Raw genomic sequence first — 26201 nt, 5'->3', positions numbered from 1 at the left:
AATAGAGTTATTAGAACCTATCCAATATTAATTTCAGGTGGTGTTTCAAAATGTATGCTGATCATTTTAACATCACTATACAAAACTGTGGTTAATGTAAAAGAATCCAAGATTAAAAGCTTTTACATGATTCAATACCTTCTTCGAAAAACAGCATGTTCTTCTTACTGCTCGCCTTATGCGGTGTCTTAATCGGCAGTTGTTTCCTTCTATCCCGACTGTATAATATTTCCCTTCTTGGTCCGGCTTAAAAATTTTGATGAAACTTTCCCAATGATCACTCGATATACAATCATAAGTAATGCCCAGTTCTTCTAAACGGTTTTTTAGCCTTTGTGCTGTATGAGCATCTCTTCCTCCCCATACAAAAGCCACTATTTCTCCGCTACTTCTATCATAGACGTACTGTAGCCAATGCTTATCTTTCTTGTTGCCTACAAATGTCCAAAATTCATCAACTTCCAAGCATTTATAATGAGTTCTTTGAGGAATTATTTCATGATTTGATTGTGTAAGCGTTTTAAGTATCTTGCCAATACTAAACCTCGTAATCTTTGCAATATCCCGAATGCCACAACATCGCACAAGCATAAGCAAAATCAATTTGACCGCTTTTGAATGACAGCCTAAATACGTCAAATTATGGTCACCCACAAACTGCCTATTACATTCTTTACAACGATAGTTTTGCTTACCATCGTATTTAATGCCATTCTTCTTTATACTTGTACTCTGGCATCGAGGACAATGAAGTTCTATTTCGATTTTCACACATTTAAATATAGCTGAATTGTTCCTCCTTGCCTCCTTTTCTTATGAGCATACTTTTTAGAACCTATCCAATATTAATTTCATTCTTTTTTGGCAATTGGAAAAATAATTTGTTAAATTCTCCCCCATGAGAAAACCATATCCCAGCGACATTAGTCGAGAAGCCTTTAAAGAAATTGAACCGTTACTATTGAGCGGAAGAAAACAAACACGTCCAAGAGTCGTTGATGTCTATGAAGTGTTTTGCGCCTTGCTCTATATTCTAAAAAGTGGATGTCAATGGAGTATGCTTCCTCGAGACTTTCCACCTAAAAGCACTGTGCATTATTACTTCTCGATTTGGAATAGAAAACCATCAGAAACTGAACCTAGCATACTTGAGCAGGCTTTAAAAAAATGTGGTTGGCGAGGCCCGTATCAACAATGGACGGAAAGAACAAACGAGCTTTATCATCATTGATTCACAAAGTGTAAAAAACACAGATACCGCACGTAATAAAGGCTATGACGCTGGTAAAAGAGTTTCAGGGATTAAAAGACATATCATTGTTGATACTCAAGGTCTGCCTCATGGAATATTTATTACGACAGCAGATAAAACAGATCGTCAAGGTGCATTAGATGCCATAACTTTACATAGAGACACCTTACAAAATATAGAGGTTGTACTTGTTGATGGTGGTTATACAGGTGAACCCTTTTCTTTGGCTGTTAATGATTTAATCAGAGCGCGAGTTGATGTTGCTAAACGAAGTGAATTACATAAATTTGCAGTCATACCACAACGCTAGGTTGTGGAAAGATCATTTGCTTGGTTAGAAAAATGTAGAAGGCTTTGGAAAAACTGTGAAAAGCACCTAAATACGAGCCTTCAGTTCATTAATTTAGCCTTTTTAAGGCTACTTTTGCATAGAAAATATTCTGGATAGGTTGTTAGAAAAAAGTCATCCTATTGTCTACCTTGATGAAAGTGGCTTCAAGTCACATGATCATAGACCTAATGGTTATTCGCAAAGAGGAAAACCATGCTTTGGACAATATAATTGGCAGTTAAAAAATCAGACCAATGCAATTGGAGCAATTCATCAATAGAAATTGTTTGCAGTAGGATTATTTGATTGCAAAATCAATGCTGATGTTTTTCATTTTTGGGTTGAGCGATTACTGATCCCTGAATTACCGAAGAATAGTATTGTGGTTATGGATAATGCAACATTTCATAAAAGAGCGGATACTCAGGCGTTATTGGAACAACAAGGGCATCAGATACTTTGGCTTCCTGCATACAGTCCTGATTTAAATCCTATAGAAAAGATGTGGGCATGGGTTAAACGCAAGCGTAAAGAGTGGTTGGTTGATTCAATTGATCAATTATTTCGGTTATTTTTCAATAAATGTATGAATAATTAAACGGTTTTACTATAACTTTCATTTAGCTGCATCTACCATTGCTGCAATTTATAAAGATCGATGGAAAGTAGAACTATTTTTTAAAGCGATCAAGCAAAACCTAAAATTGAAATCGTTTCTAGGTCGTAGCCGCAATGCGATACAAACACAAATATGGATTGCACTAATCGCGTATTTACTGGTGAGTTTTGCGAAACATATGGCACAAGAAGGATGGAGTGTTCAAAGATTATTAAGAATTATTCAGGTGAACTTATTTGAAAGGAAACCATTGAAGGCTCTGTTTTACCTGACAAAAAGTGGAATAAGCAAGAAGAACCTCAACTGAGGTTCTTCTTGTGATATTTATGGGACAGCAGTGACCCTAAGGTGCTTTTTTCACTAGAAGCTCGTTGCAATCAAAACCACGAAACTAAACAACAACGTACCTATAGATCGTTTACAATGTACATGAACCTCTTGCTCAAACCCTTGAGTCAATTGCTCTAAGTTTTCCATAACTTTGCGCTCATTTAATGTACGTAAATTGTTAATTTGCCTAAATAATCCACCAGTTAAAATTAGCAAAAAGTCTAACAACATGCTAGGGCAATTTTTTAATCAATAGGTTAAATTGTGACAAAAATAGGTACATTGCAAGAAATAATGATGATTAAAATTTACAGATACCATCCGAAAATTAAAAAAGCTCACAATAGTGAGCTTTTTTAATTAGATGTTTAGTTTTGAGCAATTACTGTAATACCAGTTGCTTGAGGTCCTTTTTTACCATCAGCAATAGTGAATGAAACACGTTGCCCTTCATGTAAAACCTTAAAACCGTTACTTTGGATTTCACTAAAATGAGCAAATACATCTTGCCCAGAATCCGCATGAATAAAGCCAAAACCTTTAGTTTCATTGAACCATTTAACTGTACCAGTCACAGTGTTAGACATATACGTAACCTATTAGAAATATTTGGAATGCTTAGTAGCAAGTAACTTGGAATCATAAACTCTGAGATTAAATCTGATAACACGAAAGGTTTATCTAAACTACGAGATGAAAGATTTTCTGAATCAACAGTGTTATTCTTCTAGTTATTATTCAATATACACCACTTTACTTTTTCGGCACAAACATTATCTAACTCTAGATGAAAAATTGGGTTCGAATAGTTATATTACCTAAAAATTCTCTTAAAAAACAATCGCTTTTGATGTCTAAAAAATTGTAAAATTTCATTTATTTCAATCAAATAATTATATTTAAAAATTATTTTGATGTTTTTTACACATAAAAAGCATCAAAAAAGCCCACATATGTGAGCTTTTTTTACTGGTCTAAAAATTAGATAACAGTGATGAGAGTTGCTTGTGGTCCTTTCTTACCTTGACCAAGTACGAAAGAAACGCGTTGGCCTTCTTGTAATACTTTAAAACCTTTGCTTTGGATTTCGCTGAAGTGAGCAAAAACATCTTGGCCAGAATCAGCTTGAATGAAACCAAAACCTTTAGTTTCGTTAAACCACTTAACAGTACCAGTAACTGTATCAGACATACTTTTAAACCTTTTAAAATTTGTTCATTTATAAATTAAATCAAAATTTTCATTCTGACTTAACTTAATCTATCTTTATTTGACAGATACTGCAAGCATAGCAAATTTTAAGTCATACGAGATAGTGGATCTATGAAAGTATTGAAAGTTTTATCTCTTGAATGAATGAAGTTGAACTTTAATAAACCAAATCATATAAAAACAACATTCTTTGCTAAATCAAAAAATTAGCCTTGATTGTGTAGTTACACAATCTATAAAACTTAAGATTTACTCACAATAGATCATAAAAAATATTTTATCTTTCCCATTTAAGATTTTCTTATATACAAATTTACTGATTGCTTTCTTATACAGAATTCGGCTTTTAGGCAGAAGATCAACCTCTATAAAGCTTAGAATTTCATGCAAAGCACAACTAGAAATCAAAAGATAGTTTTTAGATATAAAAAAAGCCCACATAAAGTGAGCTTTTTTTCAAGCAATCTTATTAGATAACTTTAATTGTAGTTGCTTGTGGTCCTTTTTTACCTTGACCAAGTACAAACGAAACGCGTTGGCCTTCGTTTAATACTTTGAAACCATTGCTTTGGATTTCGCTGAAGTGAGCAAAAACATCTTGGCCAGAATCAGCTTGAATGAAACCAAAACCTTTAGTTTCGTTAAACCACTTAACAGTACCAGTAACTGTATCAGACATACTTTTAAACCTTTAAACTTTGTTCATTTATGAATTAAATCAAATTATGAATATTGATTTAACCCAATCTATCTTTAACCAATAGATACTTCAAGTGCGTAAATTATCTATATTAATCGATAAAGCTGATTAACATCGGTATAGAAGCTTTTCCCATCTAGATTAAAATCGACTTCTCGACCCGACTCTAGCTGGATTTTCTTTCCAACCTCTACCCATTTGAAACCATCCAACGTATTTTGTTGACGTTTCATCGGGATAATTTGCACACAAATTTCATTGCCATTGCTGGCTTTGGCTACACGCCATTCATTAATAATTTTCAACACAAAATCACTCATTTCTGAGCTCAAGTGATCGATTTGGATTTACTATAACGCTAGATATATGGAGAGAGGTAAACTACAATTCTAGAATCTAATAATTTTTAGCTTTCTTTAGGGTTATTTCAGCTAACTTAATTGCTGTCTAATCTTTCAGATAACAACAACTCAATAATCACAGAGCTAATATTCAATTAACTTTAAAGTGGTAGCGGGAGCTGGATTTGAACCAACGACCTTCGGGTTATGAGCCCGACGAGCTACCAGACTGCTCCATCCCGCATCAACATCTTGATCAACATGTCTGATCAATGAGATGCTTTATACGCCCTTCTCCCCCACAATGCAATTTTTTTTTAGAAAAATCACATAATTTACTGCCTAACGCTCAAATTAAACACAAATTGATCAAAAACAAATCAAAATGAGTCTTATTAGTTGATCTGTTGAAAAGAGACCGAATTTTGGAATATGTACTCAATAAAACTAACTCTGTTTAATAAATCCACTATTTTCTTATAATTCAAAATCCTACAAAAATATTATGCATCGAAAAGCCTGCTATGTAACAATATCAACAATCTTTCATTTTTATAGTTCGACATGTCATTAATTATTGGTATTGATCCTGGTTCACGCTTAACAGGTTATGGAATTATCGAAAAAGATGGCAATAAACTACGTTTTGTCGATGCGGGAACTATTCGTACTGAAACTCAAGCAATGCCTGAACGACTAAAACGTATTTTTGCAGGTGTTGAACGTATTGTTAAATTTCACGGGCCTACTGAGGCTGCCGTTGAACAAGTTTTCATGGCGCAGAACCCTGATTCTGCGTTAAAACTTGGACAAGCCCGTGGCGCTGCGATTGCGGCGTTGGTCAATTTAGACCTACAAGTCGCGGAATATACTGCTCGTCAAATCAAACAGTCAGTGGTGGGTTACGGCGCTGCTGAAAAAGAGCAAGTACAAATGATGGTAATGCGTTTATTGAACCTAAGCATTCAACCACAGGCTGATGCAGCCGATGCATTAGCTGCTGCAATCTGTCATGCCCATGCCTCGGGAAGTATGAGCAAAATGGCAGTATTAAATGCACTCGGTGGTATGGCTCGTGGACGGAGTCGTTCAAGTAGTAGAAGGCGCTGATTGATTGAAAAATTAAGATGTAATTATTTTAAATAATATACCCTACAAAGCATATAAAAGAGCATTTAAGAATATGATTACAAAAAAATTATTTAAAAAAGTAACTGAGCCATATTTTAATTTGAGAGATAAATTAGAGAATTTTGCTAAAGGATATGGTTTTATTCCAACCTCATATTATGCTGACCCTAAAAAAGAAATTGCACACAAAGTACTTCCTATATTGAGATCATATCAAAAGTTGGTTTTCAAAGGAAAAAATATGTCACTACCAACTTGGGTGGTTAGTAAAGGAAATAGTGATAATTTTACTGATATTCAACTCAATCAAATTTGGTTGGATTATTTAAATAAAATGATTCTCTCCTACGAATTGGTTTTAGCTGGGGCTCACTCAATAGAAGATGAAATCAAAATTGATGAAGGTTTAGTCTTGTTTTCAACCTATTACCAACATTTATGGGATTAATTCTTTTCGAATGAATGTTGAGTATTACATATTCACCACGTTATAAATCACTTTCCCCATGTCATGTGCTTGTAAACCTCTCATACCATTTTCAGCCAGTAAATCTCCTGCTTGCGCATGTAAGCTTACAATATCATGCAATGCGACTTGCTCATGAAATTGTGCTTTTAAACTGGCAATCATACCTGCAAGCACATCCCCCATTCCTCCTGTACCCATTCCTGCATTGCCTTGAGTACAGATAAATAATTCACCTTCTAAGACCAAGCTACCTGCACCTTTAAGCACCCATTGCCCTGCATATTTTTGTTGTAAATTATGAATTGCAACAATACGATCTTGCTCAATGTCCGCAGCCGCACAACCTAATAAAGTTGCTGCTTCACCAGAATGTGGGGTTGCGTAAACATGAGGATTTAATTTTTGAGGATGTTTTGCCAAAAACCACAACCCATCTGCATCTAATACCACTTCTAAATGTGAATTTTGACTGAGTAAATCGAACCATTGCTGATAAATCTGCTCTGCCCACTCATCTCGCCCTAAGCCCATTCCGAAACAGACGGCATCAATTTGAATTAATAGGTATTGGATCGATTTTTGATCTAAAGCATTAATATCTCGCACCATAATATTCGGTGAACGCGCCAGAATAGCTTGATGATGTTTAGCATGACAGACCACACTGACTTTTCCTGCTCCAGCATGAAACGCTGCTTCAGCAGACATAATCACCGCTCCGCCCATATCCGCATGACCACCAACGACAAGCACATGCCCATAACTTCCTTTATGTCCAAAAGCTTGGCGTTTCGGTAATACAATTTTTTCAGAGGATAGATATGCAAGTGGCTTTAATTCTGCATCAATTGGGATCAAGCTGACTAAATGTAGTTTTCCCACATATTCCTTGCCTTGACCTGTAAACAAACCTGCTTTATAGCCCAAAATTGTAAAGGTTTGATCTGCTTGTACAGCACATGGTAAAGCTTGCCCAGTATTGGCATGTAGTCCGCTCGGAATATCAATAGCAATCTTTAAACCAATCTGTGAGTTAAATAACTGGATGATCGACTGCCATTTTTGATCAAGCTCACGATTTAATCCAATGCCAAATAAAGCATCAATATGACAGTCAACCTCTCCTAGCCCCTCCTTAATAAGGAGAGGGACAGCACAAACCAAATCAGGTATTGAATACGTGCAAGTCTCCTCCCTATCACGGGGGAGATTTAGAGGGGGGTGCAAAAGTGGTTGAATATCGACTTGATACGCTTGAGCATATTGTACAGCTTGTTTTAAATCGGCAGAGTCCCCCATTTCAGATGAAAAAACCGTGACTTTAAAATCTGCTTGCTTTAGAAAAGCAGCAATATAGTAACCGTCACCTGCGTTATTGCCTTGTCCACACCAAATTGCGATCCTTTGAATTTTATTTTTATTAAATAGTTCAATTAACTGTTGTGAGATTGTCCAAGCTGCTTGTTGCATCAGTCCTAAAGATGAATTTTGCTGCGTAAACCAACGCTGCTCCCATGCTTGAATGCTTTGGCTATGGTAAACTGAACGTTGCATGTTATCCCCTAATTATTGGTTTATGGCTTCAACCACATCCTCTGGAAAATCACTTGATAAAATTGAGCTTCAGCAGCTTGATCCTCAAGAACTTAAAACATGGATAAAAACTCAAGCTTTAGACTTGGGCTTTTCTGATTGTGTCATTGCCAAACCTGATGCTCAAGATCAAATGCCACGTTTTAAAGAATATTTAAAACGGGGTTACCATGCTGATATGCACTATTTGGAAGAGAATTTAGAAAAACGTGCTGATCCAAAATTGCTTGTGCCTGGGACTAAAAGCATTATTTGTGTGCGAATGAATTATCTTGTGGCATCACCTAAGCCCCGTTATGTACCATTTGAACCAAATTCAGCCATTATTGCACGCTACGCGCGTGGACGTGACTATCATAAAGTCATGCGTGGTCGACTTAAAACATTAGCCAGTCGTATTAAAGAAAAAGTGGGCGATTTCGAATCACGCCCGTTTGCGGACTCAGCACCTATTTTTGAAAAATCACTTGCTGAAAGTGCAGGTATGGGTTGGACAGGAAAACATACCTTACTCATTCATAAAAAATCAGGTTCTTTCTTCGTTTTGGGTGAGCTATTTACTTCTCTTGACCTCCCTTTTGATCAACCCGCAACAGCCCATTGTGGCTCATGTACTGCTTGCATCGACATTTGCCCAACACAAGCCATTGTTGAGCCTTATATGTTGGATGCAAGGAAATGTATTGCTTACTTAACTATTGAATATAAAGGAATCATTCCTGAAGAGTTACGTTCAGGTATAGGTAATCGTATTTTCGGTTGTGATGATTGTCAGCTGATTTGCCCGTGGAATGGCTTTGCTAAAACAGCGTCAATTCCAGACTTTGACCCAAGACATAGTTTAGATAACATTAGCTTACTAGAGATCTGGCAATGGGATGAAGCAACTTTTCTTGCAAAAACAGAAGGTAGTCCAATTCGTCGCACAGGCTATCAATCCTTTAAACGGAATATTGCAATCGGCTTAGGAAATGCTCCATACTCGGCTGAAATCGTGAGCCAATTGCAAGAAGCAAAAGCTCTACACGATGAGATTGTCAATGTACATATTGAGTGGGCAATTCAACAACAATTGCAGCAAATAAACGTACCTGAATAGAAAAATGATGTTTTTTGCCCTTTGGCTTTGGCACGATTTCTGTATGATTAATCTCAATGTTTGTAATCAATCATCATGGATATAACAATGACTTTACGTAATGACTGGACTCGTGATGAAATCCAAGCTTTATATGATCAACCTTTTCTAGACTTAGTATTCAAAGCACAAAGTGTTCATCGTGAGCATTTTCAGCCAAATACCATTCAAGTCAGCACACTACTTTCAATCAAAACAGGTAAATGCCCAGAAGATTGTAAGTATTGTTCTCAATCTGCACATTACGACTCAAAACTAGAAGCAGAAAAGCGTATTGCAGTAGATAAAGTCATTCGTGAAGCACAAACAGCAAAAGATTCTGGTTCTTCACGTTTCTGTATGGGCGCTGCTTGGCGCAATCCACACGAACGAGATATGCCTTATGTGTTAGAAATGGTTCGTGAAGTAAAAGCACTCGGTTTAGAAACTTGTATGACTTTAGGTATGCTCAATCAGTCACAAGCTGAACGCTTAAAAGATGCTGGTTTAGATTATTACAACCATAACCTTGATACCTCTCGTGAATACTATTCACATATTATTAGTACGCGTACTTTTGATGATCGTTTAGATACATTAGATCATGTACGTCAAGCGGGTATGAAAGTATGTAGTGGTGGTATCGTTGGCTTAGGTGAAAGTCGTAATGATCGAATTGGTTTATTACAAGAACTTGCAACTATGCCTGTACATCCTGAATCAGTGCCAATTAATATGCTTGTACCAATAGAAGGTACACCGCTTGCTGAAGTTGAAAAGTTAGATGTGACCGAATGGATTCGTACGATTGCTGTTGCTCGTATTATTATGCCTCATAGTTATATTCGATTATCGGCAGGACGCGAATCACTCAGTGATTCAGATCAAGCGCTTGCATTCATGGCAGGTGCAAACTCGCTTTTCTCTGGTGATAAGTTATTGACTACGCCTAATGCTGGAGAAGGTAAAGATCAAATCCTATTTGCTAAATTAGGTTTAACAGCAGAAAAACCGAAACCAACTGTTGCTGAACTCTCCGTAGATGCTATGAGTGCATAAACAAAAAAAGCCTTGTTATTTGACAAGGCTTTTTTTCGATCATATTAAATTGATGTCACTAAAATGCCGTATTTGGCATTTAAAAACATTCCTACGCGAATGATATCCACACCTGCTGCATGTGTGACTGACAACTCTTGAGTATGTACATCAAAATGGAAAGAATCAAAAATATCCTGATGCTGCATCAACCATAAAATGGTATCAGTCGTACTTTCATCTACCTTATAAGTTTCTGACTTAAAATCTTTATCCATACTATTCAAATATCTTTGCTTGATCTATTTATCATAAACAATCAATAGCTTTTATGCAGCTTGTAAAAAACACTTAGCCAAAGAAGATTAATAGCTAAGTGTATAAAAGAGGAAATGATAATAGATTAATTAAGCTGCCAAAGGACTCACAATAATTTGACCTGCCTTTAAGCTTTCAACCGCTTTAGGATTAAATTCGAGTGTTAATACATGATTATCCAAATGCAAATGATAGCTACGAATCAATGGCTGTGAACCTTCATCAGTTTCAAGTACATATTCATCAGCAATATTTAAAATACCTTCTAAATTCGTAGTGCTCGATGCACGATCATGACTAAACAAATCGTAAATTGTATGTAAGTTAAAACTCGTTTGCTGTTCCAAAGGATGCGCTTTTAGATAACTTTCCAAGAAGAGAACGAACTTATGGGCAAAGAAATAGTAGTTTGGTTTATGTGTATAAAGCATATTCATGAGTAGCTCCTTTCGATGTATTTTTCATCTAATCATGACTAAAAAACTAAGGATTCAACCTTAAAAAATTCTTAAAGAAAGTTTGGCATTTTTGTTAAGAATGTAATTCTAGTGCTCATTTTTCATTCGTTATTTTGAAGATTTAATAAAAGATTAATATAAAAAACGACTATTTTGAATAAAAAATAAACAAATAATGCATTATTACTTACAAAATAAGACACTAAATTTCATGTAATTTATCTAAAATTCACAAAATAAAAATCGTTTTAAAAAAGAACTATAAAATAAACAATGAGTTATTTTTCTAAATTTTTAGCATCAAGCAAAAACATAAAAATGTGATATTGTTTGCATTTTTTAATTTAAATGATATATTTCGCACATTACTTATTCAGCGCAATCATTAACTGAAAAAGTAATCTAATTCAAACTTTAAGCTGATGTATTAGAGAAATTATTATGAAAAAACTTGCTTTGATCGCTACTCTTTCAGTTGTAGGTATTGCTAACGCTCAAGCCGCTGATGGTACGATTACTATTAATGGTTTAGTTACTGACCAAACTTGTAAAATTGTCACTCCTGCAGGCAAAGATTTTACTGTTACTCTTCCAACAGTTTCTAAACAAACATTAGCTGCTACAGGTGATGTTGCTGGCCGCACCCCTTTCCAAATCAAACTTGACCAATGTTCAAAAGGTAAAGTTGCGACTTATTTTGAACCAGGTGCAACTGTTGACTTCTCTACAGGTCGTTTAAATAACCAAGCTGTTGGTGGTGCAAATAACGTTAAAGTTCAATTATTAGGTAGCAACAACCAATTTATTCCTGTGCTTGCAACAGGTTCAAATGGTGCTCAAGCGAACTCTCAATGGGTTGACGTTGTAGACAATGGTAGCGCTGACTTGAACTACTATGCTGAATACTATGCAACTGGCGCTTCTACTGCTGGTAAAGTAAGTACTTCAGTTCAGTACACAATCATTTATCAATAATTTGTTGATAATCTCTGCGAATTTCTAAAATTTAGAAGTTCGCAGTTTGTTATAAAAATATATTGCGGTAATAGAGTAAGTATAAATGACATTGAACAGTTACAATATTTTGCTTGGTTTAGCGATATCTTCCGTTTTTGCTGTAAGCACAGCTCAAGCAGAAATTATCTTACATGGTACTCGCGTTGTGTATCCGTCTGACGCTCGTGAAGTGACTTTGCAAGTAAGTAACAATGGTTCAAAACCATCGCTTGTTCAAGCATGGATTGATGATGGTGACCCTAAAAGTACACCAGACCAATCTAAAGTTCCATTTATGATTACCCCTCCTATCTCTCGTGTCGATCCAACTAAGAGTCAATCTCTTCGTATCGCTGCTCTTCCAAGCGCAACACAATTAGATCAGAAAAAAGAAACGGTATATTGGTTAAATGTATTAGATATTCCACCAAGACCAACAGCCAATAGCAAAGAAGCTGTTCCAGATAATTTTTTGCAACTTGCAATCCGTTCACGTATTAAATTTTTCTACCGACCTGCTGGTATTAAAGAAGACGCTAATTTAGCTGCTGAAAAACTACAATGGATTAGAAATGGTCAGACCTTAACGGTCAAAAATCCAACCCCATTTCACGTTACGATGACTGCCGTATATCAACTTAATGGTTCTCAGCCAGTTGATCTCTTACCTAAAGGCTTAATGCTATCGCCTTTTAGCGAAGATAAAGTGCAGTTAAAAACTGCAAATACTGAAAAACTTAGCTTTATTAGTATTAATGACTATGGCGGTCGTATTGAGCATCAAATCAAACTTCAATAATAAAGATATTACTTACCAAGCGATAAATTATTGAGTACCTATCCTTGAATAGGCGAAAGAGTTATGTCAAATAAGAAAGCTTCTGCTAAGTTCCTTAAACGTCGTATTTGTTATTACCTTACTTCTGGGATAATTACAATTACGATGCCTATGGCTGTTTACTCAGCAGAACAAACAAAAGAACAAGCACCAATGGAAGCAGAATTTGACTCTGTTTTCTTAATGGGTGATGCTAAAAAAGTTGATATTTCACGTTTTAAATATGGCAATCCAGTTCTACCAGGTGAATATAGCGTTGATGTTTATATCAACGGAAACTGGTTTGGTAAAAAACGGATGGTTTTTCGCTCTACTGAACAAAATCAAAATGCTTACACATGTTTTACCGCCAATTCATTACTTGAATATGGCGTAAAACAAGAAGTTTTGGTCAATCGTACCGAAACGACAGCTTCAAATGCGTGTTATAAAATCGAAGAATGGGTAGAAAATGCTTATTACGATTTTGATACCTCACGCCTACGAATTGATGTTTCTATTCCACAAATCGCATTACAAAAAAATGCGCAGGGTTATGTCGATCCGAGTGTCTGGGATCGAGGTATTAATGCTGGTTTTTTGTCGTATAACGGAAGTGCTTATAAAACATTTAACAAATCTTCTGGTCAACAAGAAACGACAAATGCTTTTATTGGTCTAACAACAGGCGCTAACATCGGTGGTTGGCAGTTTAGACATAACGGTCAATGGCAGTGGCAAGATAACAAAGAATCAGAAAAAAAAGGCTCAAATTACGAAGCTGTCAGTAGCTATGCCCAACGTGCTTTTCCAAATTATCGTGGCGTTCTCACTTTAGGTGATAGTTTTACTAACGGCGAGATTTTTGATTCTTTTGGGTATCGTGGTGTCGATTTTTCTAGTGATGATCGGATGCTGCCAAACAGTATGACTGGTTATGCGCCTCAGATCCGTGGTAATGCAAAAACTAACGCAAAAGTTGAGATTCGACAACAAGGTCAATTGATTTATCAAACCACTGTAGCTCCTGGACGTTTTGAAATTAATGACTTATATCCGACTGGATTTGGCGGCGAACTCGAAGTTTCAGTTATTGAATCAAACGGTGAAATTCAAAAATTCGCTGTGCCTTATGCCTCAGTTGTTCAAATGCTACGTCCCGGTTTAAGCCGTTACTCGCTCACAGCAGGTGAATTTCGCGACCGAGATATAGATTTAACGCCGTGGGTAACGCAAGGTAAATATCAGCGCGGTGTTAATAACTACTTAACAGCATATACTGGTTTCCAATTAGCAGAAGATTATGGGTCTGCACTCGTCGGAGCTGCTTTTGCTACACCAATAGGTGCAATTTCTCTAGACGTAACACACTCACAAGCAGATTTCAAAAAACAAGAGTCTCAATCTGGTCAGAGTTTTCGCTTAAGTTACAGTAAATTAATTGCTCCAACGGATACGAATTTAACACTTGCAGCATATCGCTACTCTACAGAAAACTATTACAACCTTCGTGATGCAATTTTAATTCGTGACCTTGAAGAAAAAGGCGAAAATACTTATGCCGTTGGTAAACAACGTAGTGAGTTCCAAATCACGCTGAACCAAGAACTACCTGAAGGTTGGGGGAATGTCTATGTTGTTGGTTCATGGATTGATTATTGGAATCGTAGCGAATCGACTAAGCAGTACCAAATTGGTTATAGTAATAATTATCAGAGTATTACGTACGGTATTTCAGCTGTAAATCGCCAAATAGAATACGGCTCAAATCGTAGTGACCAAGATACTGAATATTTAGCGACAATCTCCTTCCCGCTAAGCTTTAAGAAAAACTCTGCGAACGTGAATACCACCATTGCAGATAATAATCGTACTGTGGGTGTAAGTGGCGTGGTGGGTGATCGTTTCAGCTACGGTGCGAGTATGTCTCACCAAGATCGCAATGATCCTAGCTTTAACGTCAATAGTCGTTATAGAACTAATTTTGCAACAGTCGGCGGATCTTATAGTTATGCAGAAGACTATCAACAAGCAATGTTAAGTTTAAGCGGTAGTATTGTTGCACATTCTCAAGGCATCTTATTTGGACCAGATCAAGGGCAAACCATGGTTCTAGTCTATGCACCAGACGCTGCAGGTGCAAAAGTCGGTAATACCGTTGGTTTAAGTATTAATAAAGCGGGCTATGCTGTTATTCCTTATGTTACACCATATCGTTTAAATGACATTACCCTTGACCCTCAAAACATGTCTACAAATGTTGAACTAGAGGAAACTAGCCAACGTATTGCCCCCTTTGCAGGTGCAATTGCAAAAGTAGATTTTTCAACAAAAACTGGTTATGCAATCTATATCCAAAGCAAACAGGCAAATGGAGAAAGTTTACCTTTTGCTGCTCAAGTCTATAACAAAGATAAAGAAGCTGTGGGCATGGTTGCACAAGGAAGCCTAATTTATGTTCGAACAAAATTACCTCAAGATACGCTTTACGTTAACTGGGGTGATGAAGCGTCTGAGCAATGTCAGGTAAGCTATGATGTTCGTTCTCAATTAGATAAAAATCAACAAAATATGATCATGACTGAGGCAATTTGTAAATGAAGAAAATTCTAATTACTGGTGCTTTATTTACGGCAGGTTTTGGTTTTAATACGGCGGCCAATGCATTTTGTACACTCAGCCCAGGCTTCAGTACAGTTGATATTTCTATGGCTGTAGGTCGCGTGGTTGTGCGCCCAAGTGATCCTGTTGGGACTATTTTGCGTAAAGCAACGTTTCCAATCAATCCCAATGGCTCAACATTAAGATGTAATTCAAGTGCTGATCGAATTTACGCAGATTTATCGCAAAGATATCCAATTAGTCCTTTAGGCGATAGTATTTATTCAACCAATATTGCAGGAATCGGTATTCGACTATATCGTGAAGCCGAAAATGCAACCAATTTCTCTGGATATTATCCCTACTCGCGCAGTCTATCACCAGGAACACTTTACAATTTAGCACAAGGCTACTTTGTTGTTGAGATTGTTAAAACAGCATCACAAACTGGATCTGGTGCCCTTGTTCCGGGTAGATATAGTACCTATTACGTGACTGGACAAAACAGTCGTCCATTTTTAACCAGTACTGTTTATGGTAACGCCATTACTATTGCTTCTTCTTCCTGTGAGCTACAAGGCAACATCAATAAAACAGTTCAGCTTCCAACGGTAATGAAATCTGGTTTTAAAGGGGTTGGTTCGACTCAAGGTGAACAAGTATTTGATCTGAATATCTTATGTAATGGCGGTATCAACCCAACAGGTTACGAAGAAAAAACTCAGGTTAGTTTAAGCTTCGATTACACCCAAGATGGCAGTAATAACCAAGTTTTAACCAATACCGCACCGACTGCAACGAAAGCGAATGGTGTTGGGGTTCAACTGATCTCAAATTACCAAAACATCAATAAGGTGATTGCTCGTGGCGACAAACTTGCACTGGGTACGGTTAAATCAAATGAAGTCATTCAATACAATGTTCCATTAGCTGCTCGTTACTATCAAACAGCAACAACTGTCACTGCTGGAACTGTACGAGCGATGGCAACGGTTACCATTCAGTACGATTAAAACTTTAATTCCAAATTCACCCAACCCCAAATCTAGTCATGGCCTTGGGGTTTTTATTTATTTGAAATAAATCACACTAAATAAAAAAATATTGATACTGTATATACAATTAAAAACACGCCAAAATTATCACTACCCAAGAAAAATTAAACATACATCACATTTTAAATAAATATTTTTATCATAATTAATTTCAATATTGCCTTAATAATAAATTTCATGTTAATTAATAATAAATACATTATATAAAGGAAATATTCATGTATAAAAATATTTATAAAATTCTATTGGGTTCATCATTAATTGCATTTACTTCGATGGCTTATTCAGCAAATACCATTCAAATCAGTGGAAGTATTGTTGAAGATACATGCTCTTTAAATCAAAGTAACAAAGACTGTGAATTGGCTAACATTTCAAACAAGAAAAATGAAGAAATAGTAAGTTTAATCCAAAATTTAAAGAACAAATCACAGAAAAACTATACAACTGAGATTAGTATTGAACAATTACCTGACCAAAAAAGTACAGTTATAACTGCTAATTATTACTAAAAATAAATATCAGAATAAAAAATAAAATGTGATAAAATTTGCATTTTATTTTTTTATTTCATAAATATTGATTTTAAACCCATTATTATATTTTATATAAAACAGCACAAAACCAATAATTAATTAAAATTATCTAAATAATCAAAAAATATTTTAGCTCAAATATTTAGTGCCACAATTAAAAACCTATATTTTATTAGCGCTAACAACAATATCAATTATCATTATCATTATCAATTCTTTATTTAATAAAACTTATCAGATTTAAAAAAACGATCAAAAATAAATAATTTCAATAAAAACAATATTTTAAAAAATACAGAACTGTTTTTATAGGACATGTATTGACCATATAAACCCTTTTCTGTAATTTCTTATCGGAAATATACTTTATAAATAATTTTAAAAATAATAAGGGATAAATATGGACCATCTAATAAAATCAATTACGTCTGAGAATGCACCTTGTGTAGACTGTTCTACTGACCCAATTGAATCTCTAAAAGCAATGTTCGTAGATATGGTACAAGCTGGACGTATTGCCAAAGGTCAATGCCCTGCTATGCGTCCTGTATTTCTGAAACCCCACGGTGTGGCAGCAGCAGAATTCGTTGTTCGTAGTGATCTCCCTGAAAATTTGCGTGTTGGTCTATTTGCAAATTTAGGCAAAAGTTATCCAACATGGATTCGATTTTCATCAGATACCACACCGACACGAACAGACTATAAATCCACACTGGGTATCGGGATTAAATTATTTGATGTTGATGGGGAAAAATTACTCGGCAATCCTCATGCCGATACCTTCGACTTCATCTTACAAAACTTTGATGCATTCTTTGTTGATACAGCTAAAGATATGTGCGAATTTACCAAGGCTGGCGTTGTTGATGGGGATTATGATCCATATCTTAAGGCACACCCAAAGACGTCTGAATTGCTTGATGCAATGGCAAAACCAGTCGCAAGTGTGTTGGCATCACCTTATTGGAGCGGTTTACCCTTCCGTTTTGGAGAGGACCAATATGTCAAATATAAAATTGAACCGACATTCTATTTAGATCCCCCTACTCACTCACCGAATGATCCCTCATATCTCGCCACGGACCTGAATACTAGATTAAAAAATTCAGAAGCTCGTTTTCGATTCATGATTCAGCTAAGAACTGTTCCAGAACGAATGCCTTTAGATGAAGCAACTGTAGTCTGGCCGGAAGATCTGAGTCCACCTATCCATGTTGCGGATATTATTATTCCTATTCAAGATATCAGCGCACGTGGTCAAGCAGAATACGGCGAAAATCTAGCAATGAATATCTGGCGTGTGACAGCAGAACATGCTCCTGTCGGTTCTATTGCTGATGCGCGCCGTGTGGTTTATGCAGCCTCTGCAGAATTACGTCGTAATGTTAATGGTGTGCCACAAGGTGAACCAGACACACCTCGTCCATTAATATCACCTGCAAATGCTGTTGATACGGATATTGTTCGTGCAGCAATTCATCCTGCTATTGGAATTGCACGGGTTGGTGATAGCATAAACGAGTTTTTTATTGGACCTGAAGTTGTCGATGCACCAGCCGATTTAAATCAATCACCTAATTCTTATCGTGATGCTACAGGTGCAATTAAAAGACAGGCAGCCCGTTTTCGCATTTATGGTTACAACGCAGCAGGCGAAGTGGTACGCGAATTAACTCCTGATAATGCAGATATTGTTTGGACTGTACACGTTGCGAATCGCAAAGCCGAATGGTATCAATTCCAATATGCGCTTGATATTCCAGAAGCTGTGAATGCTCCTGACAATGCTTTTACATTACGTAATCCAACCGTAAAAGATCGTAAAAAATTAGCAATTGATCCAGGACCGCGCAGTATTTTTGGTCGTAATGTATCAGGTGGTGCTGAACATCGTTTTGATACAGGTACGTTTCAAGCTGCTGCTGATCAGCCCGTTACCGTACCTCTTGGAGAGATTCAAACTGATGAAAATGGTCGTTTAATTTTCTTAGGAGGACACGGAAAAGCAGCTTCACCAACTAATGCACCTGTATATGATCCAGAAAACCCACCAAGCTTTAACAACGCCAATGACTGGTATGATGACACTTCAGATGGTCCAGTAACAGCAACGGTGTCAATTAATGGAATTAGTATTCCTGTTGAATCGGCTTGGGTTGTTGTAGCTCCACCCAATTACGCACCCGATGTTGTAAGTTGGAGAACAATGTATGACCTGATGTGTGATGTTTATGTTAATGCTGGCTGGATGAGTATGCCTGAAACGCCTTCATTTACTAAAGACATTTTACCTCTATTACAACGTCTAGGTGGCTTACAGTGGGTAAACAAAGGCTTTGCAGCTTATTTCGGTAAAGGTTGTCCAATGGATTTCACTAATCCGTCTTTGTTAGCCAAGTTGTCATTTAAACCTGAGCAAGCTACTGATCTAGACCCATATAGCGAATTACGTCGTGCGATTCTTCATAGCTTCAGACCATTAAAACCGTCAGTTGCTGAACCAGTAACATGGCCACATATCTGGCCTTGGATTTATGGTGATGCTTTTGGTAGTTTCCCTGAAAATGGTACAGGTAACATGCTCACCATGACAGGCCTACAACAAGGAATCTTACAGCATTGGGTAAATGGTAAATTTATCAATGATTGGACAACTGAAACACCTACAGTACCGACATCAATTGATCAAGTACCATTAGCACAACAACCAAACATGCTCGATCAGGCCGCTTTACATTATTGTTTGGCAGATACATTCCACCCAGGTTGTGAAATGACTTGGCCAATGCGTCATGCCAGTATGTACAGTGCCCCTTTCCGTATTCGATTACGTCCAAGTTCAGAACCAGAGCCTTATTATGGTTCGACCATGACTCCGATTAAAGTACAACAGGTTGATGGACCATTGTATGCACAAACTGCCGGAAGCATAACAAGATGGATGGCAATTCCATGGCAAGGTGATACTGCATTCTGCCGTTCAGGCTATGATCCAGACTTTGATCCGTATTTACCAACTTTCTGGGCTGCGCGAGTTCCAAACCATGTATTGACTGAACAAGATTATCAAAAAGTAATGAACCTAGATTTGCCAAGAGAAGAACGAATTGCAGCATTTAATCAACGTCTAAATTGGCTTCGTGCAATTAAAAATGCAAATACAGCAGAAGTGATGCTGCGCATGATTGCCCATTTTAATGAGTTGGGTATTGTTGAGGTACGTCCTGGTATCAAAGATGATCCAGATCTTCCTGAATATATCTATATAGAAACATTAATCGCGGGACAACTCAAAACTGCGGTAGAAAATGCAACCACATTATTGCGCAATATAGCTCGACCTCTGACCGAATTAGAAAAAGCTGGATGGGCAGATCAAGAACAGCTATTGGCATTCCGTTCAGTTCGTGTACAAAAACGTTAAGATGGAAATTTTTGATGTCGATGTGTGCATAGCAGGTAGTGGTCCTGCTGGCACCATTGTGGCCAGACAGCTTGCGCAAGCAGGTTTATCAGTTACTCTAATTGATAGACCTGCACACAAAACACATAAATTTGGAGAGACTCTGCCCAGCGCAGCAATTCGCCTACTTAATAAACTTGGGCTTATTTCTCTAACCGCAAAATTAAAAACAGAGAATCAATTTAGCAATACTACCTACTCTGAGCATGTTGGCGGTAATATGACTTTTTGGGGAAGTAATATCTTATCAACCACAGATTATATCCATGACCCTTATGGCTTTGGATTAAGAATTAATCGTAAAAATTTTGATGAACTACTCAGAAAAGAAGCGCTCTTAAGTGGAGCGAGATTCTATCCATCAGATGTTGTAGCACTAGAAAAACATAATGGTGTATGGAGAATCAGACTTGAAGATGGAAAAACAATCCATTCCAAATGGATTGTCGATGCAACAGGTCGCAGTGCAAAATTGATCAAACTTCTTGGGGTTGAACGTTATCGTGGAGTTCCATTGGTTGCTTTATACCGTACCTGTACGCCCCAGAAAAATGTAAAACTGAACAGAACCATTATTTCTGCTAGTCAAAATGGATGGGTATACACAGGTAAAATCAATGATCACCAGTGGGTCATTGGATACCATACAACTCCCAAAACAGCTACTCAATTTCATCATGACAATAAACAATGGGAGCATCTGATTTCTAAGAATGTCGGTTTATACGATTTATTGGGCAATTTAGAATTTGGTAAAGATATTTTCTCTCATGATGTTCGTAGTAGTTGGTTGGAACAGCCAATAGGCAACGGTTGGGTTGCTTGTGGGGATGCATTACTTGCATTTGATCCTATTGCTGGACAGGGTCTGTTCAATGCTCTTTATACAGGTATGAAGGCCGCAGAAGCTATTTTAGCTGCTGAGCATAATGAAAATAACCACAGAAACTACACCACTGAAATTAATAAAATTATCGGTGGTGTTTCAAAATGTATGCTGATCATTTTAACATCACTATACAAAACTGTGGTTAATGTAAAAGAATCCAAGATTAAAAGCTTTTACATGATTCAATACCTTCTTCGAAAAACAGCATGTTCTTCTTACTGCTCGCCTTATGCGGTGTCTTAATCGGCAGTTGTTTCCTTCTATCCCGACTGTATAATATTTCCCTTCTTGGTCCGGCTTAAAAATTTTGATGAAACTTTCCCAATGATCACTCGATATACAATCATAAGTAATGCCCAGTTCTTCTAAACGGTTTTTTAGCCTTTGTGCTGTATGAGCATCTCTTCCTCCCCATACAAAAGCCACTATTTCTCCGCTACTTCTATCATAGACGTACTGTAGCCAATGCTTATCTTTCTTGTTGCCTACAAATGTCCAAAATTCATCAACTTCCAAGCATTTATAATGAGTTCTTTGAGGAATTATTTCATGATTTGATTGTGTAAGCGTTTTAAGTATCTTGCCAATACTAAACCTCGTAATCTTTGCAATATCCCGAATGCCACAACATCGCACAAGCATAAGCAAAATCAATTTGACCGCTTTTGAATGACAGCCTAAATACGTCAAATTATGGTCACCCACAAACTGCCTATTACATTCTTTACAACGATAGTTTTGCTTACCATCGTATTTAATGCCATTCTTCTTTATACTTGTACTCTGGCATCGAGGACAATGAAGTTCTATTTCGATTTTCACACATTTAAATATAGCTGAATTGTTCCTCCTTGCCTCCTTTTCTTATGAGCATACTTTTTAGAACACCACCAAATTATCAATACTTATGAAAATCGTCGTTACCTCCTATACAAGCAAGAACAAAGGTGGACTGAGAACCCTTTTTGGCAAGCACACCAAACCGTAGCAAAAACAACTTGATTATGTGGTTATGAACGAAGATTTTATGCGCATATTTTAAAAGTCAGACATAAACATAGCCTATAAAAACCCACATTTCGATAAAAGTTAAATATAAAATCAATAACTAAGAACAGCTTGTATTCTTACTCAAGTTTTGATGTACTAAAATACAGGATAGCAATAATTCCGATAACAACATCTTTTACCACAAAGTGTATCGATCTATCGCACTCAACAATAGCTGCGATGGGATAAGGAGCAAGTAAATGTCAAGTTATATGCCATCGATACGTTTCAGTTTGTTGTTATTTGCCATGACTCCTATTTTGATAAACATAAGCGGTTGTTCTAACAATCTTCAGCAAAAAAAAACCATAACGAATATGCATCAACTTCCCTATCCAACCATTGATAGAGAACTCGGTGAAAAATTACAGCCTGACGAAGAAATCATAGCGAATCAAATTACAGAGCAAATTGTTCAATCAATTCGAAGTCAATACTCCTCTGGCAATGCATTGAGAGATGCACACCCCAAAGCGCATGGCTGCGTACGTGCAGAGTTTCATGTATCAAAATCTATACCCAAAAACTTAGCTCAAGGAATTTTTGTTCCTGATAAAACCTATTCAGCATGGATTCGTTTTTCTAATGCTTCTGGTGATGCCACAAGAGCTGATGATAAAAAAGATGCGCGTGGTATGGCAATAAAATTGTTAGGCGTCCCAGGTAAAAAAATCTTGGAAAATGATGAGCAAGCGCTGACTCAAGATTTCATTATGATCAACCACCCTGTATTTTTCGTAGATGAACCTTTACGTTATTTATCTTTTATAGAAGATACAAATAGCAAAAGTACTTTAAAAAAATTGCATATCCCTTTCGCATTAGGTTTTAAAGGAACACTCAACGCATTAGGAGCAAGCAATTCAAAAATATCGAATCCAGTTCAAGCTCGCTATTGGTCGATGGTTCCCTATCAATTCGGATTAGGTGCTAATCGTCAAGCAGTAAAGTATTCGGCAAGACCTTGCTCCCTAAATGCGAATACTATGCCTAACCAATCAGATCCTAACTTTTTGAGGGCAGCTCTACAAGATACCTTAAATAAGAAAGATGTATGTATGGAATTTCTTATACAACCAAGAACATCAAATAAAATGCTTGTAGAAAATTCGATGAATGAATGGAAAGAAGACAAGGCGCCTTTTTATAAAGTTGCAACCATTCATATTCCTCAACAGGTTTTTAATACGCCCGATCAAAATAAATTTTGTGAAAACCTTTCATTTACGCCTTGGCATTCTCTACCTGAACATAAACCATTAGGTGCGATAAATAGATTACGTAAAGTAATATACGAAAATATAAGTATCGTCAGACATGAAATGAATTCTGTTCAGAGACAAGAGCCTAAATAGAAATCGGCTTTATTTGATCCTAGTGATCCTAGACAGTATTGTGAAAAACCGATCCCTCTAAATTCTTAAAATATTTCTGCTCAAAAGCTTCAGGGCTTAACCAACCATTTGCAGAATTCCTTCTGATTCGATTGTAATAAATCTCAATACAGTCAAACAAGACAGCATTAGCCTCTTTTCGAGTAGCAAACAGACTCCCATGCACCACATGTCCTTTTAATGTATGAAAAAAACTTTCTGTTACTGCATTATCCCAGCATGAGCAGTGTACTGCGCAAGGCTGCGTGTGATCCTAGCCAAAATAATGGACAGCATGTCCCTCTAAAGATAACGTAACTTCAATCTTTGGAGATCCAAGAAATGGCTAAACGTTTTAGTCCGGAATTTAAACAGCAAGCAATTGATCATGCACTTTCAAACTCCCACGAGCCTATAGCTGCAATCGCCCATAAATTAGGTGTGGGTTATTCAACCTTAGATAAATGGATTCGTGAAGCCAATCCAGTAGGTTCAAGCAAACGTCAACTTTCTCCTGAACAACAGCGGATATTGGAATTAGAAAAAGAAGTCAAACAGCTCAAGGAAGCCAATGACATCTTAAAAAAAGCGCATGTGTACTTTCTGACAGATCATGCCAAGAAAAGTACACGGTAATTCAAGATATGGATGTGAATGAAGTCACTGTGTCTTCTGTCTGTAAATGCCTAGATGTCAGCACTTCAGGCTATTATGCCTGGCGAAAACGCCAGACCAATACAGCGCAGAAATACAATGATTTAAAAGTTGTATATTGGCAGCATCATGCGCGCTTGGGTGCACCGTCATTGGTACATGACATGCGTGATTTAGGTTATCGCATGAGCGAACGTACCGTTGGAAGGATGCTAAAAAAGCTTGGTTTACGTAGTAGGATTGCACGTAAATACAAGCATACGACTGATTCAAACCATCGTTTGTCTACAGCATCAAATTTGTTGGATCGCCAATTTACAGTTACTCAGCCTAATAAAGTTTGGACAACGGATATTACCTATATCCGAACTAAAGAAGGCTGGCTGTATTTATGTGTGATGCTAGATCTATTCAGCCGTCGTATTGTGGGTTGGCAAACCAGCCATCGAATAGACCGCCAATTGGTGTGTGATGCGTTTAATTATGCAATGGCTCGTCAGGGTTATCCAACGGGTGTCATGGTGCATTCGGATCAAGGTAGTCAGTACTGTAGTCGTGATTTTAGGGCGCTATTATTGACGAATAACTGTATTCAAAGCATGTCTAGACGAGGAAACTGTTGGGACAATGCAGTGACCGAAAGCTTCTTCCATACCCTGAAGGGGCATGTAGTACATGGCAGTGTATTTTCTACGAGAAAAGAGGCAAATGCTATCTTGTTTGAGTATATTGAAGTTTACTACAATCGAATCAGAAGGCATTCTGCAAATGGCTGGTTAAGTCCAGAAGCCTTTGAACAGAAATATTTCAAGAATTTAGAGGGATCGGTTGTCCACGATACTGTCTAGGATCAGTGACATGCTTTGAATACAATTATTCGTTAATAATAGTGCTCTAAAATCACGACTACAGTACTGACTGCCTTGGTCTGAATGGACCATGATATTCGTTGGATAGCCTTGACGTGCAAGCGTATAATTAAATGTGTCACACACCAATTGACGGTCTATTTGATGGCTGGTTTGCCAACAAACAATTCGACGACTAAATAAATCGGTGGTGTTTCAAAAAGTATGCTGGCGTTAAACAAATAGGTTATTAATGTAAAAGAAAGTCAAATCAAAGGCTTTAAAATGATTTTCGAGCTTTTTAGAAAAGTTGCAACTTCTCCTAAATCCACGCCTGATTCGATGACGAATTCTACAATTGTTACCTTCAATACCGACGGTAAAAAACTTACCCATCACTTGCTTGCAACATTGAAATGCTGTGATAAAAATATCCCTGTGATCACTCACAATTCGAGTATATTGAACCCCAAGCTTTTTAAGTCTAGCTTTAAGACGTTGAACCATTGCTAAATCCCGCTTACCCCAAACATAAGCAACAATTTCTCCAGATTCGCGATGGTAAGCATAAATCAGCCATTGTTTATTTTGCTTATTACCCACAAACGTCCAAAACTCATCTACTTCAAGACATTCGTAATAACTTTGTTGAGCATGAAGCTGATATTCTGATTGACTTAAAGTACGCAATACTTTGCCAATGCTGATACGTTCAACCTCTGCAATATCTCTTACACCACTACCTCTTACCATTAAGTGGAGTATCTTTGTCGTGATACCTGAATGACAACCTTAATAGCTCAGTGCATGGTCACCAATAAATTGACGTTTGCAATCTTTACATTGGTAATTTTGTTTGCCATCCACTTTTTTGCCATTTTTCTTTATACGGTTACTCAGGCAGGCTGGACATTTGATTTGTAGGGTGATTTGTATTTCCTTATTTTATCAAAGTTCAGCTTGTTTTTTCAGCATACTTTTTGAAACACCACCATTTTTGAAACACCACC

Annotated in this window: 23 protein-coding genes, 1 tRNA gene and 5 pseudogenes; 16 read left to right on the top strand and 13 right to left on the bottom strand. The window is 37.0% G+C overall.

Translation table 11 applies throughout. From position 1 onward, the window contains the following. Positions 1 to 75: 75 nt before the first annotated feature. Positions 76 to 771, bottom strand: coding sequence for an IS1 family transposase (locus ACN19N_RS06585; protein ID WP_269228301.1), 696 nt, complete (start codon positions 769 to 771; stop codon positions 76 to 78). Positions 772 to 898: 127 nt separating this feature from the next. On the opposite strand from ACN19N_RS06585, the pseudogene ACN19N_RS06580 reads away from it, so the two are divergent. The 3 genes and pseudogenes from ACN19N_RS06580 to ACN19N_RS06570 all read left to right on the top strand — a co-directional run. Further along, positions 899 to 1700: pseudogene (locus tag ACN19N_RS06580) on the top strand (IS5 family transposase). A 166-nt stretch (positions 1701 to 1866) separates the two neighbouring features. Continuing rightward, positions 1867 to 2181 carry a transposase gene (locus tag ACN19N_RS06575; protein ID WP_420002242.1) on the top strand — a complete coding sequence of 105 codons (315 nt, stop codon included), beginning with the start codon at positions 1867 to 1869 and terminating at the stop codon, positions 2179 to 2181. Positions 2182 to 2194: 13 nt separating this feature from the next. Continuing rightward, a pseudogene (locus ACN19N_RS06570) lies at positions 2195 to 2523 on the top strand (transposase); the annotation flags it as partial. Positions 2524 to 2900: 377 nt separating this feature from the next. On the opposite strand, the gene ACN19N_RS06565 reads toward ACN19N_RS06570, so the two are convergent. The 5 genes from ACN19N_RS06565 to ACN19N_RS06545 all read right to left on the bottom strand — a co-directional run bounded on the left by ACN19N_RS06565 (position 2901) and on the right by ACN19N_RS06545 (position 5029). Continuing rightward, positions 2901 to 3119, bottom strand: coding sequence for a cold-shock protein (locus ACN19N_RS06565; RefSeq protein WP_004661818.1), 219 nt, complete (start codon positions 3117 to 3119; stop codon positions 2901 to 2903). A 394-nt stretch (positions 3120 to 3513) separates the two neighbouring features. Further along, positions 3514 to 3723, bottom strand: a complete 210-nt coding sequence (locus ACN19N_RS06560) for a cold-shock protein (RefSeq protein WP_004661817.1) — start codon at positions 3721 to 3723, stop codon at positions 3514 to 3516. Between the two features lie 490 nt (positions 3724 to 4213). Continuing rightward, positions 4214 to 4423, bottom strand: coding sequence for a cold-shock protein (locus ACN19N_RS06555; RefSeq protein ID WP_004661816.1), 210 nt, complete (start codon positions 4421 to 4423; stop codon positions 4214 to 4216). Between the two features lie 107 nt (positions 4424 to 4530). Next, positions 4531 to 4764, bottom strand: coding sequence for a hypothetical protein (locus ACN19N_RS06550; protein ID WP_004661814.1), 234 nt, complete (start codon positions 4762 to 4764; stop codon positions 4531 to 4533). Positions 4765 to 4952: 188 nt separating this feature from the next. Then, positions 4953 to 5029 (bottom strand) — tRNA-Met (locus tag ACN19N_RS06545). A 320-nt stretch (positions 5030 to 5349) separates the two neighbouring features. Here ACN19N_RS06545 and ruvC point away from each other — a divergent pair. Both ruvC and ACN19N_RS06535 read left to right on the top strand, forming a co-directional pair. Further along, positions 5350 to 5895, top strand: a complete 546-nt coding sequence (gene ruvC / locus ACN19N_RS06540; RefSeq protein ID WP_005159580.1) for a crossover junction endodeoxyribonuclease RuvC — start codon at positions 5350 to 5352, stop codon at positions 5893 to 5895. A gap of 73 nt (positions 5896 to 5968) precedes the next feature. Then, entirely contained in the window at positions 5969 to 6364 is a 396-nt protein-coding gene (locus tag ACN19N_RS06535) for a hypothetical protein (RefSeq protein ID WP_420002241.1), read from the top strand. A gap of 24 nt (positions 6365 to 6388) precedes the next feature. Here the strand turns inward: ACN19N_RS06535 and ACN19N_RS06530 are convergent, their stop codons facing one another. Continuing rightward, positions 6389 to 7939: an NAD(P)H-hydrate dehydratase gene (locus tag ACN19N_RS06530; protein WP_420002240.1), complete on the bottom strand. Its 1551-nt coding sequence runs from the start codon at positions 7937 to 7939 to the stop codon at positions 6389 to 6391. Positions 7940 to 7961: 22 nt separating this feature from the next. Here ACN19N_RS06530 and queG point away from each other — a divergent pair, with 22 nt between their 5' ends. Both queG and bioB read left to right on the top strand, forming a co-directional pair. Continuing rightward, a complete protein-coding gene (gene queG / locus ACN19N_RS06525) occupies positions 7962 to 9077 on the top strand; it encodes a tRNA epoxyqueuosine(34) reductase QueG (protein ID WP_420002361.1) in 1116 nt (371 codons plus the stop codon). A gap of 87 nt (positions 9078 to 9164) precedes the next feature. After that, entirely contained in the window at positions 9165 to 10154 is a 990-nt protein-coding gene (gene bioB, locus ACN19N_RS06520) for a biotin synthase BioB (RefSeq protein ID WP_005159575.1), read from the top strand. A 44-nt stretch (positions 10155 to 10198) separates the two neighbouring features. Here bioB and ACN19N_RS06515 read toward each other — a convergent pair whose 3' ends face one another. Together ACN19N_RS06515 and ACN19N_RS06510 are read right to left on the bottom strand one after the other, a co-directional pair. Beyond that, entirely contained in the window at positions 10199 to 10411 is a 213-nt protein-coding gene (locus ACN19N_RS06515) for a hypothetical protein (protein WP_004661803.1), read from the bottom strand. Positions 10412 to 10540: 129 nt separating this feature from the next. Then, positions 10541 to 10888, bottom strand: a complete 348-nt coding sequence (locus tag ACN19N_RS06510; protein ID WP_269228139.1) for a hypothetical protein — start codon at positions 10886 to 10888, stop codon at positions 10541 to 10543. Between the two features lie 462 nt (positions 10889 to 11350). Between ACN19N_RS06510 and ACN19N_RS06505 the strand changes: the two genes are divergently transcribed. From ACN19N_RS06505 to ACN19N_RS06475, 7 genes are all read left to right on the top strand, one after another. Further along, positions 11351 to 11884, top strand: coding sequence for a fimbrial protein (locus tag ACN19N_RS06505; RefSeq protein WP_005215828.1), 534 nt, complete (start codon positions 11351 to 11353; stop codon positions 11882 to 11884). An 85-nt stretch (positions 11885 to 11969) separates the two neighbouring features. Continuing rightward, positions 11970 to 12704, top strand: coding sequence for a molecular chaperone (locus ACN19N_RS06500; protein ID WP_269239469.1), 735 nt, complete (start codon positions 11970 to 11972; stop codon positions 12702 to 12704). A gap of 63 nt (positions 12705 to 12767) precedes the next feature. Beyond that, positions 12768 to 15323 (top strand): fimbria/pilus outer membrane usher protein, encoded by a 2556-nt coding sequence (locus tag ACN19N_RS06495; protein WP_420002239.1) that lies wholly within the window; start codon positions 12768 to 12770, stop codon positions 15321 to 15323. Continuing rightward, positions 15320 to 16336: a fimbrial protein gene (locus tag ACN19N_RS06490; protein WP_269239468.1), complete on the top strand. Its 1017-nt coding sequence runs from the start codon at positions 15320 to 15322 to the stop codon at positions 16334 to 16336. Before ACN19N_RS06495 ends, ACN19N_RS06490 begins: the two co-directional genes overlap by 4 nt. Before the next feature lie 260 nt (positions 16337 to 16596). Next, positions 16597 to 16890 (top strand): type 1 fimbrial protein, encoded by a 294-nt coding sequence (locus tag ACN19N_RS06485; RefSeq protein WP_269228143.1) that lies wholly within the window; start codon positions 16597 to 16599, stop codon positions 16888 to 16890. A gap of 424 nt (positions 16891 to 17314) precedes the next feature. Then, a complete protein-coding gene (locus ACN19N_RS06480) occupies positions 17315 to 20338 on the top strand; it encodes a LodA/GoxA family CTQ-dependent oxidase (protein WP_420002238.1) in 3024 nt (1007 codons plus the stop codon). A gap of 1 nt (position 20339) precedes the next feature. After that, positions 20340 to 21509, top strand: a complete 1170-nt coding sequence (locus ACN19N_RS06475) for an NAD(P)/FAD-dependent oxidoreductase (protein ID WP_420002237.1) — start codon at positions 20340 to 20342, stop codon at positions 21507 to 21509. Here ACN19N_RS06475 and ACN19N_RS06470 read toward each other — a convergent pair. Beyond that, a complete protein-coding gene (locus ACN19N_RS06470) occupies positions 21393 to 22088 on the bottom strand; it encodes an IS1 family transposase (RefSeq protein WP_269228301.1) in 696 nt (231 codons plus the stop codon). The genes ACN19N_RS06475 and ACN19N_RS06470 overlap by 117 nt on opposite strands. A 428-nt stretch (positions 22089 to 22516) precedes the next feature. Between ACN19N_RS06470 and ACN19N_RS06465 the strand changes: the two genes are divergently transcribed. Further along, positions 22517 to 23671: a catalase family protein gene (locus tag ACN19N_RS06465; RefSeq protein ID WP_420002236.1), complete on the top strand. Its 1155-nt coding sequence runs from the start codon at positions 22517 to 22519 to the stop codon at positions 23669 to 23671. Positions 23672 to 23699: 28 nt separating this feature from the next. Here ACN19N_RS06465 and ACN19N_RS06460 read toward each other — a convergent pair. Then, positions 23700 to 23933, bottom strand: a pseudogene (locus ACN19N_RS06460) (IS3 family transposase); the annotation flags it as partial. A 98-nt stretch (positions 23934 to 24031) separates the two neighbouring features. Between ACN19N_RS06460 and ACN19N_RS06455 the strand changes: the two are divergent. Continuing rightward, positions 24032 to 25191 (top strand): IS3 family transposase gene (locus ACN19N_RS06455; protein WP_420001054.1). Its coding sequence is split into 2 segments (ribosomal slippage): positions 24032 to 24266 and positions 24266 to 25191, totalling 1161 coding nucleotides; the frame shifts between segments, so codons are not numbered across the junction. A 6-nt stretch (positions 25192 to 25197) separates the two neighbouring features. Here the strand turns inward: ACN19N_RS06455 and ACN19N_RS06450 are convergent. After that, positions 25198 to 25398: pseudogene (locus tag ACN19N_RS06450) on the bottom strand (DDE-type integrase/transposase/recombinase); the annotation flags it as partial. Positions 25399 to 25425: 27 nt separating this feature from the next. Further along, positions 25426 to 26127, bottom strand: a pseudogene (locus ACN19N_RS06445) (IS1 family transposase). Between the last annotated feature and the right edge of the window lie 74 nt (positions 26128 to 26201).

It is taken from the genome of Acinetobacter sp. LF10 (assembly GCF_048585715.1).
Classification (GTDB): domain Bacteria; phylum Pseudomonadota; class Gammaproteobacteria; order Pseudomonadales; family Moraxellaceae; genus Acinetobacter.
Note: the sequence above shows the minus strand (reverse complement) of the source record. Positions and strands in the feature narration are given on the sequence as shown.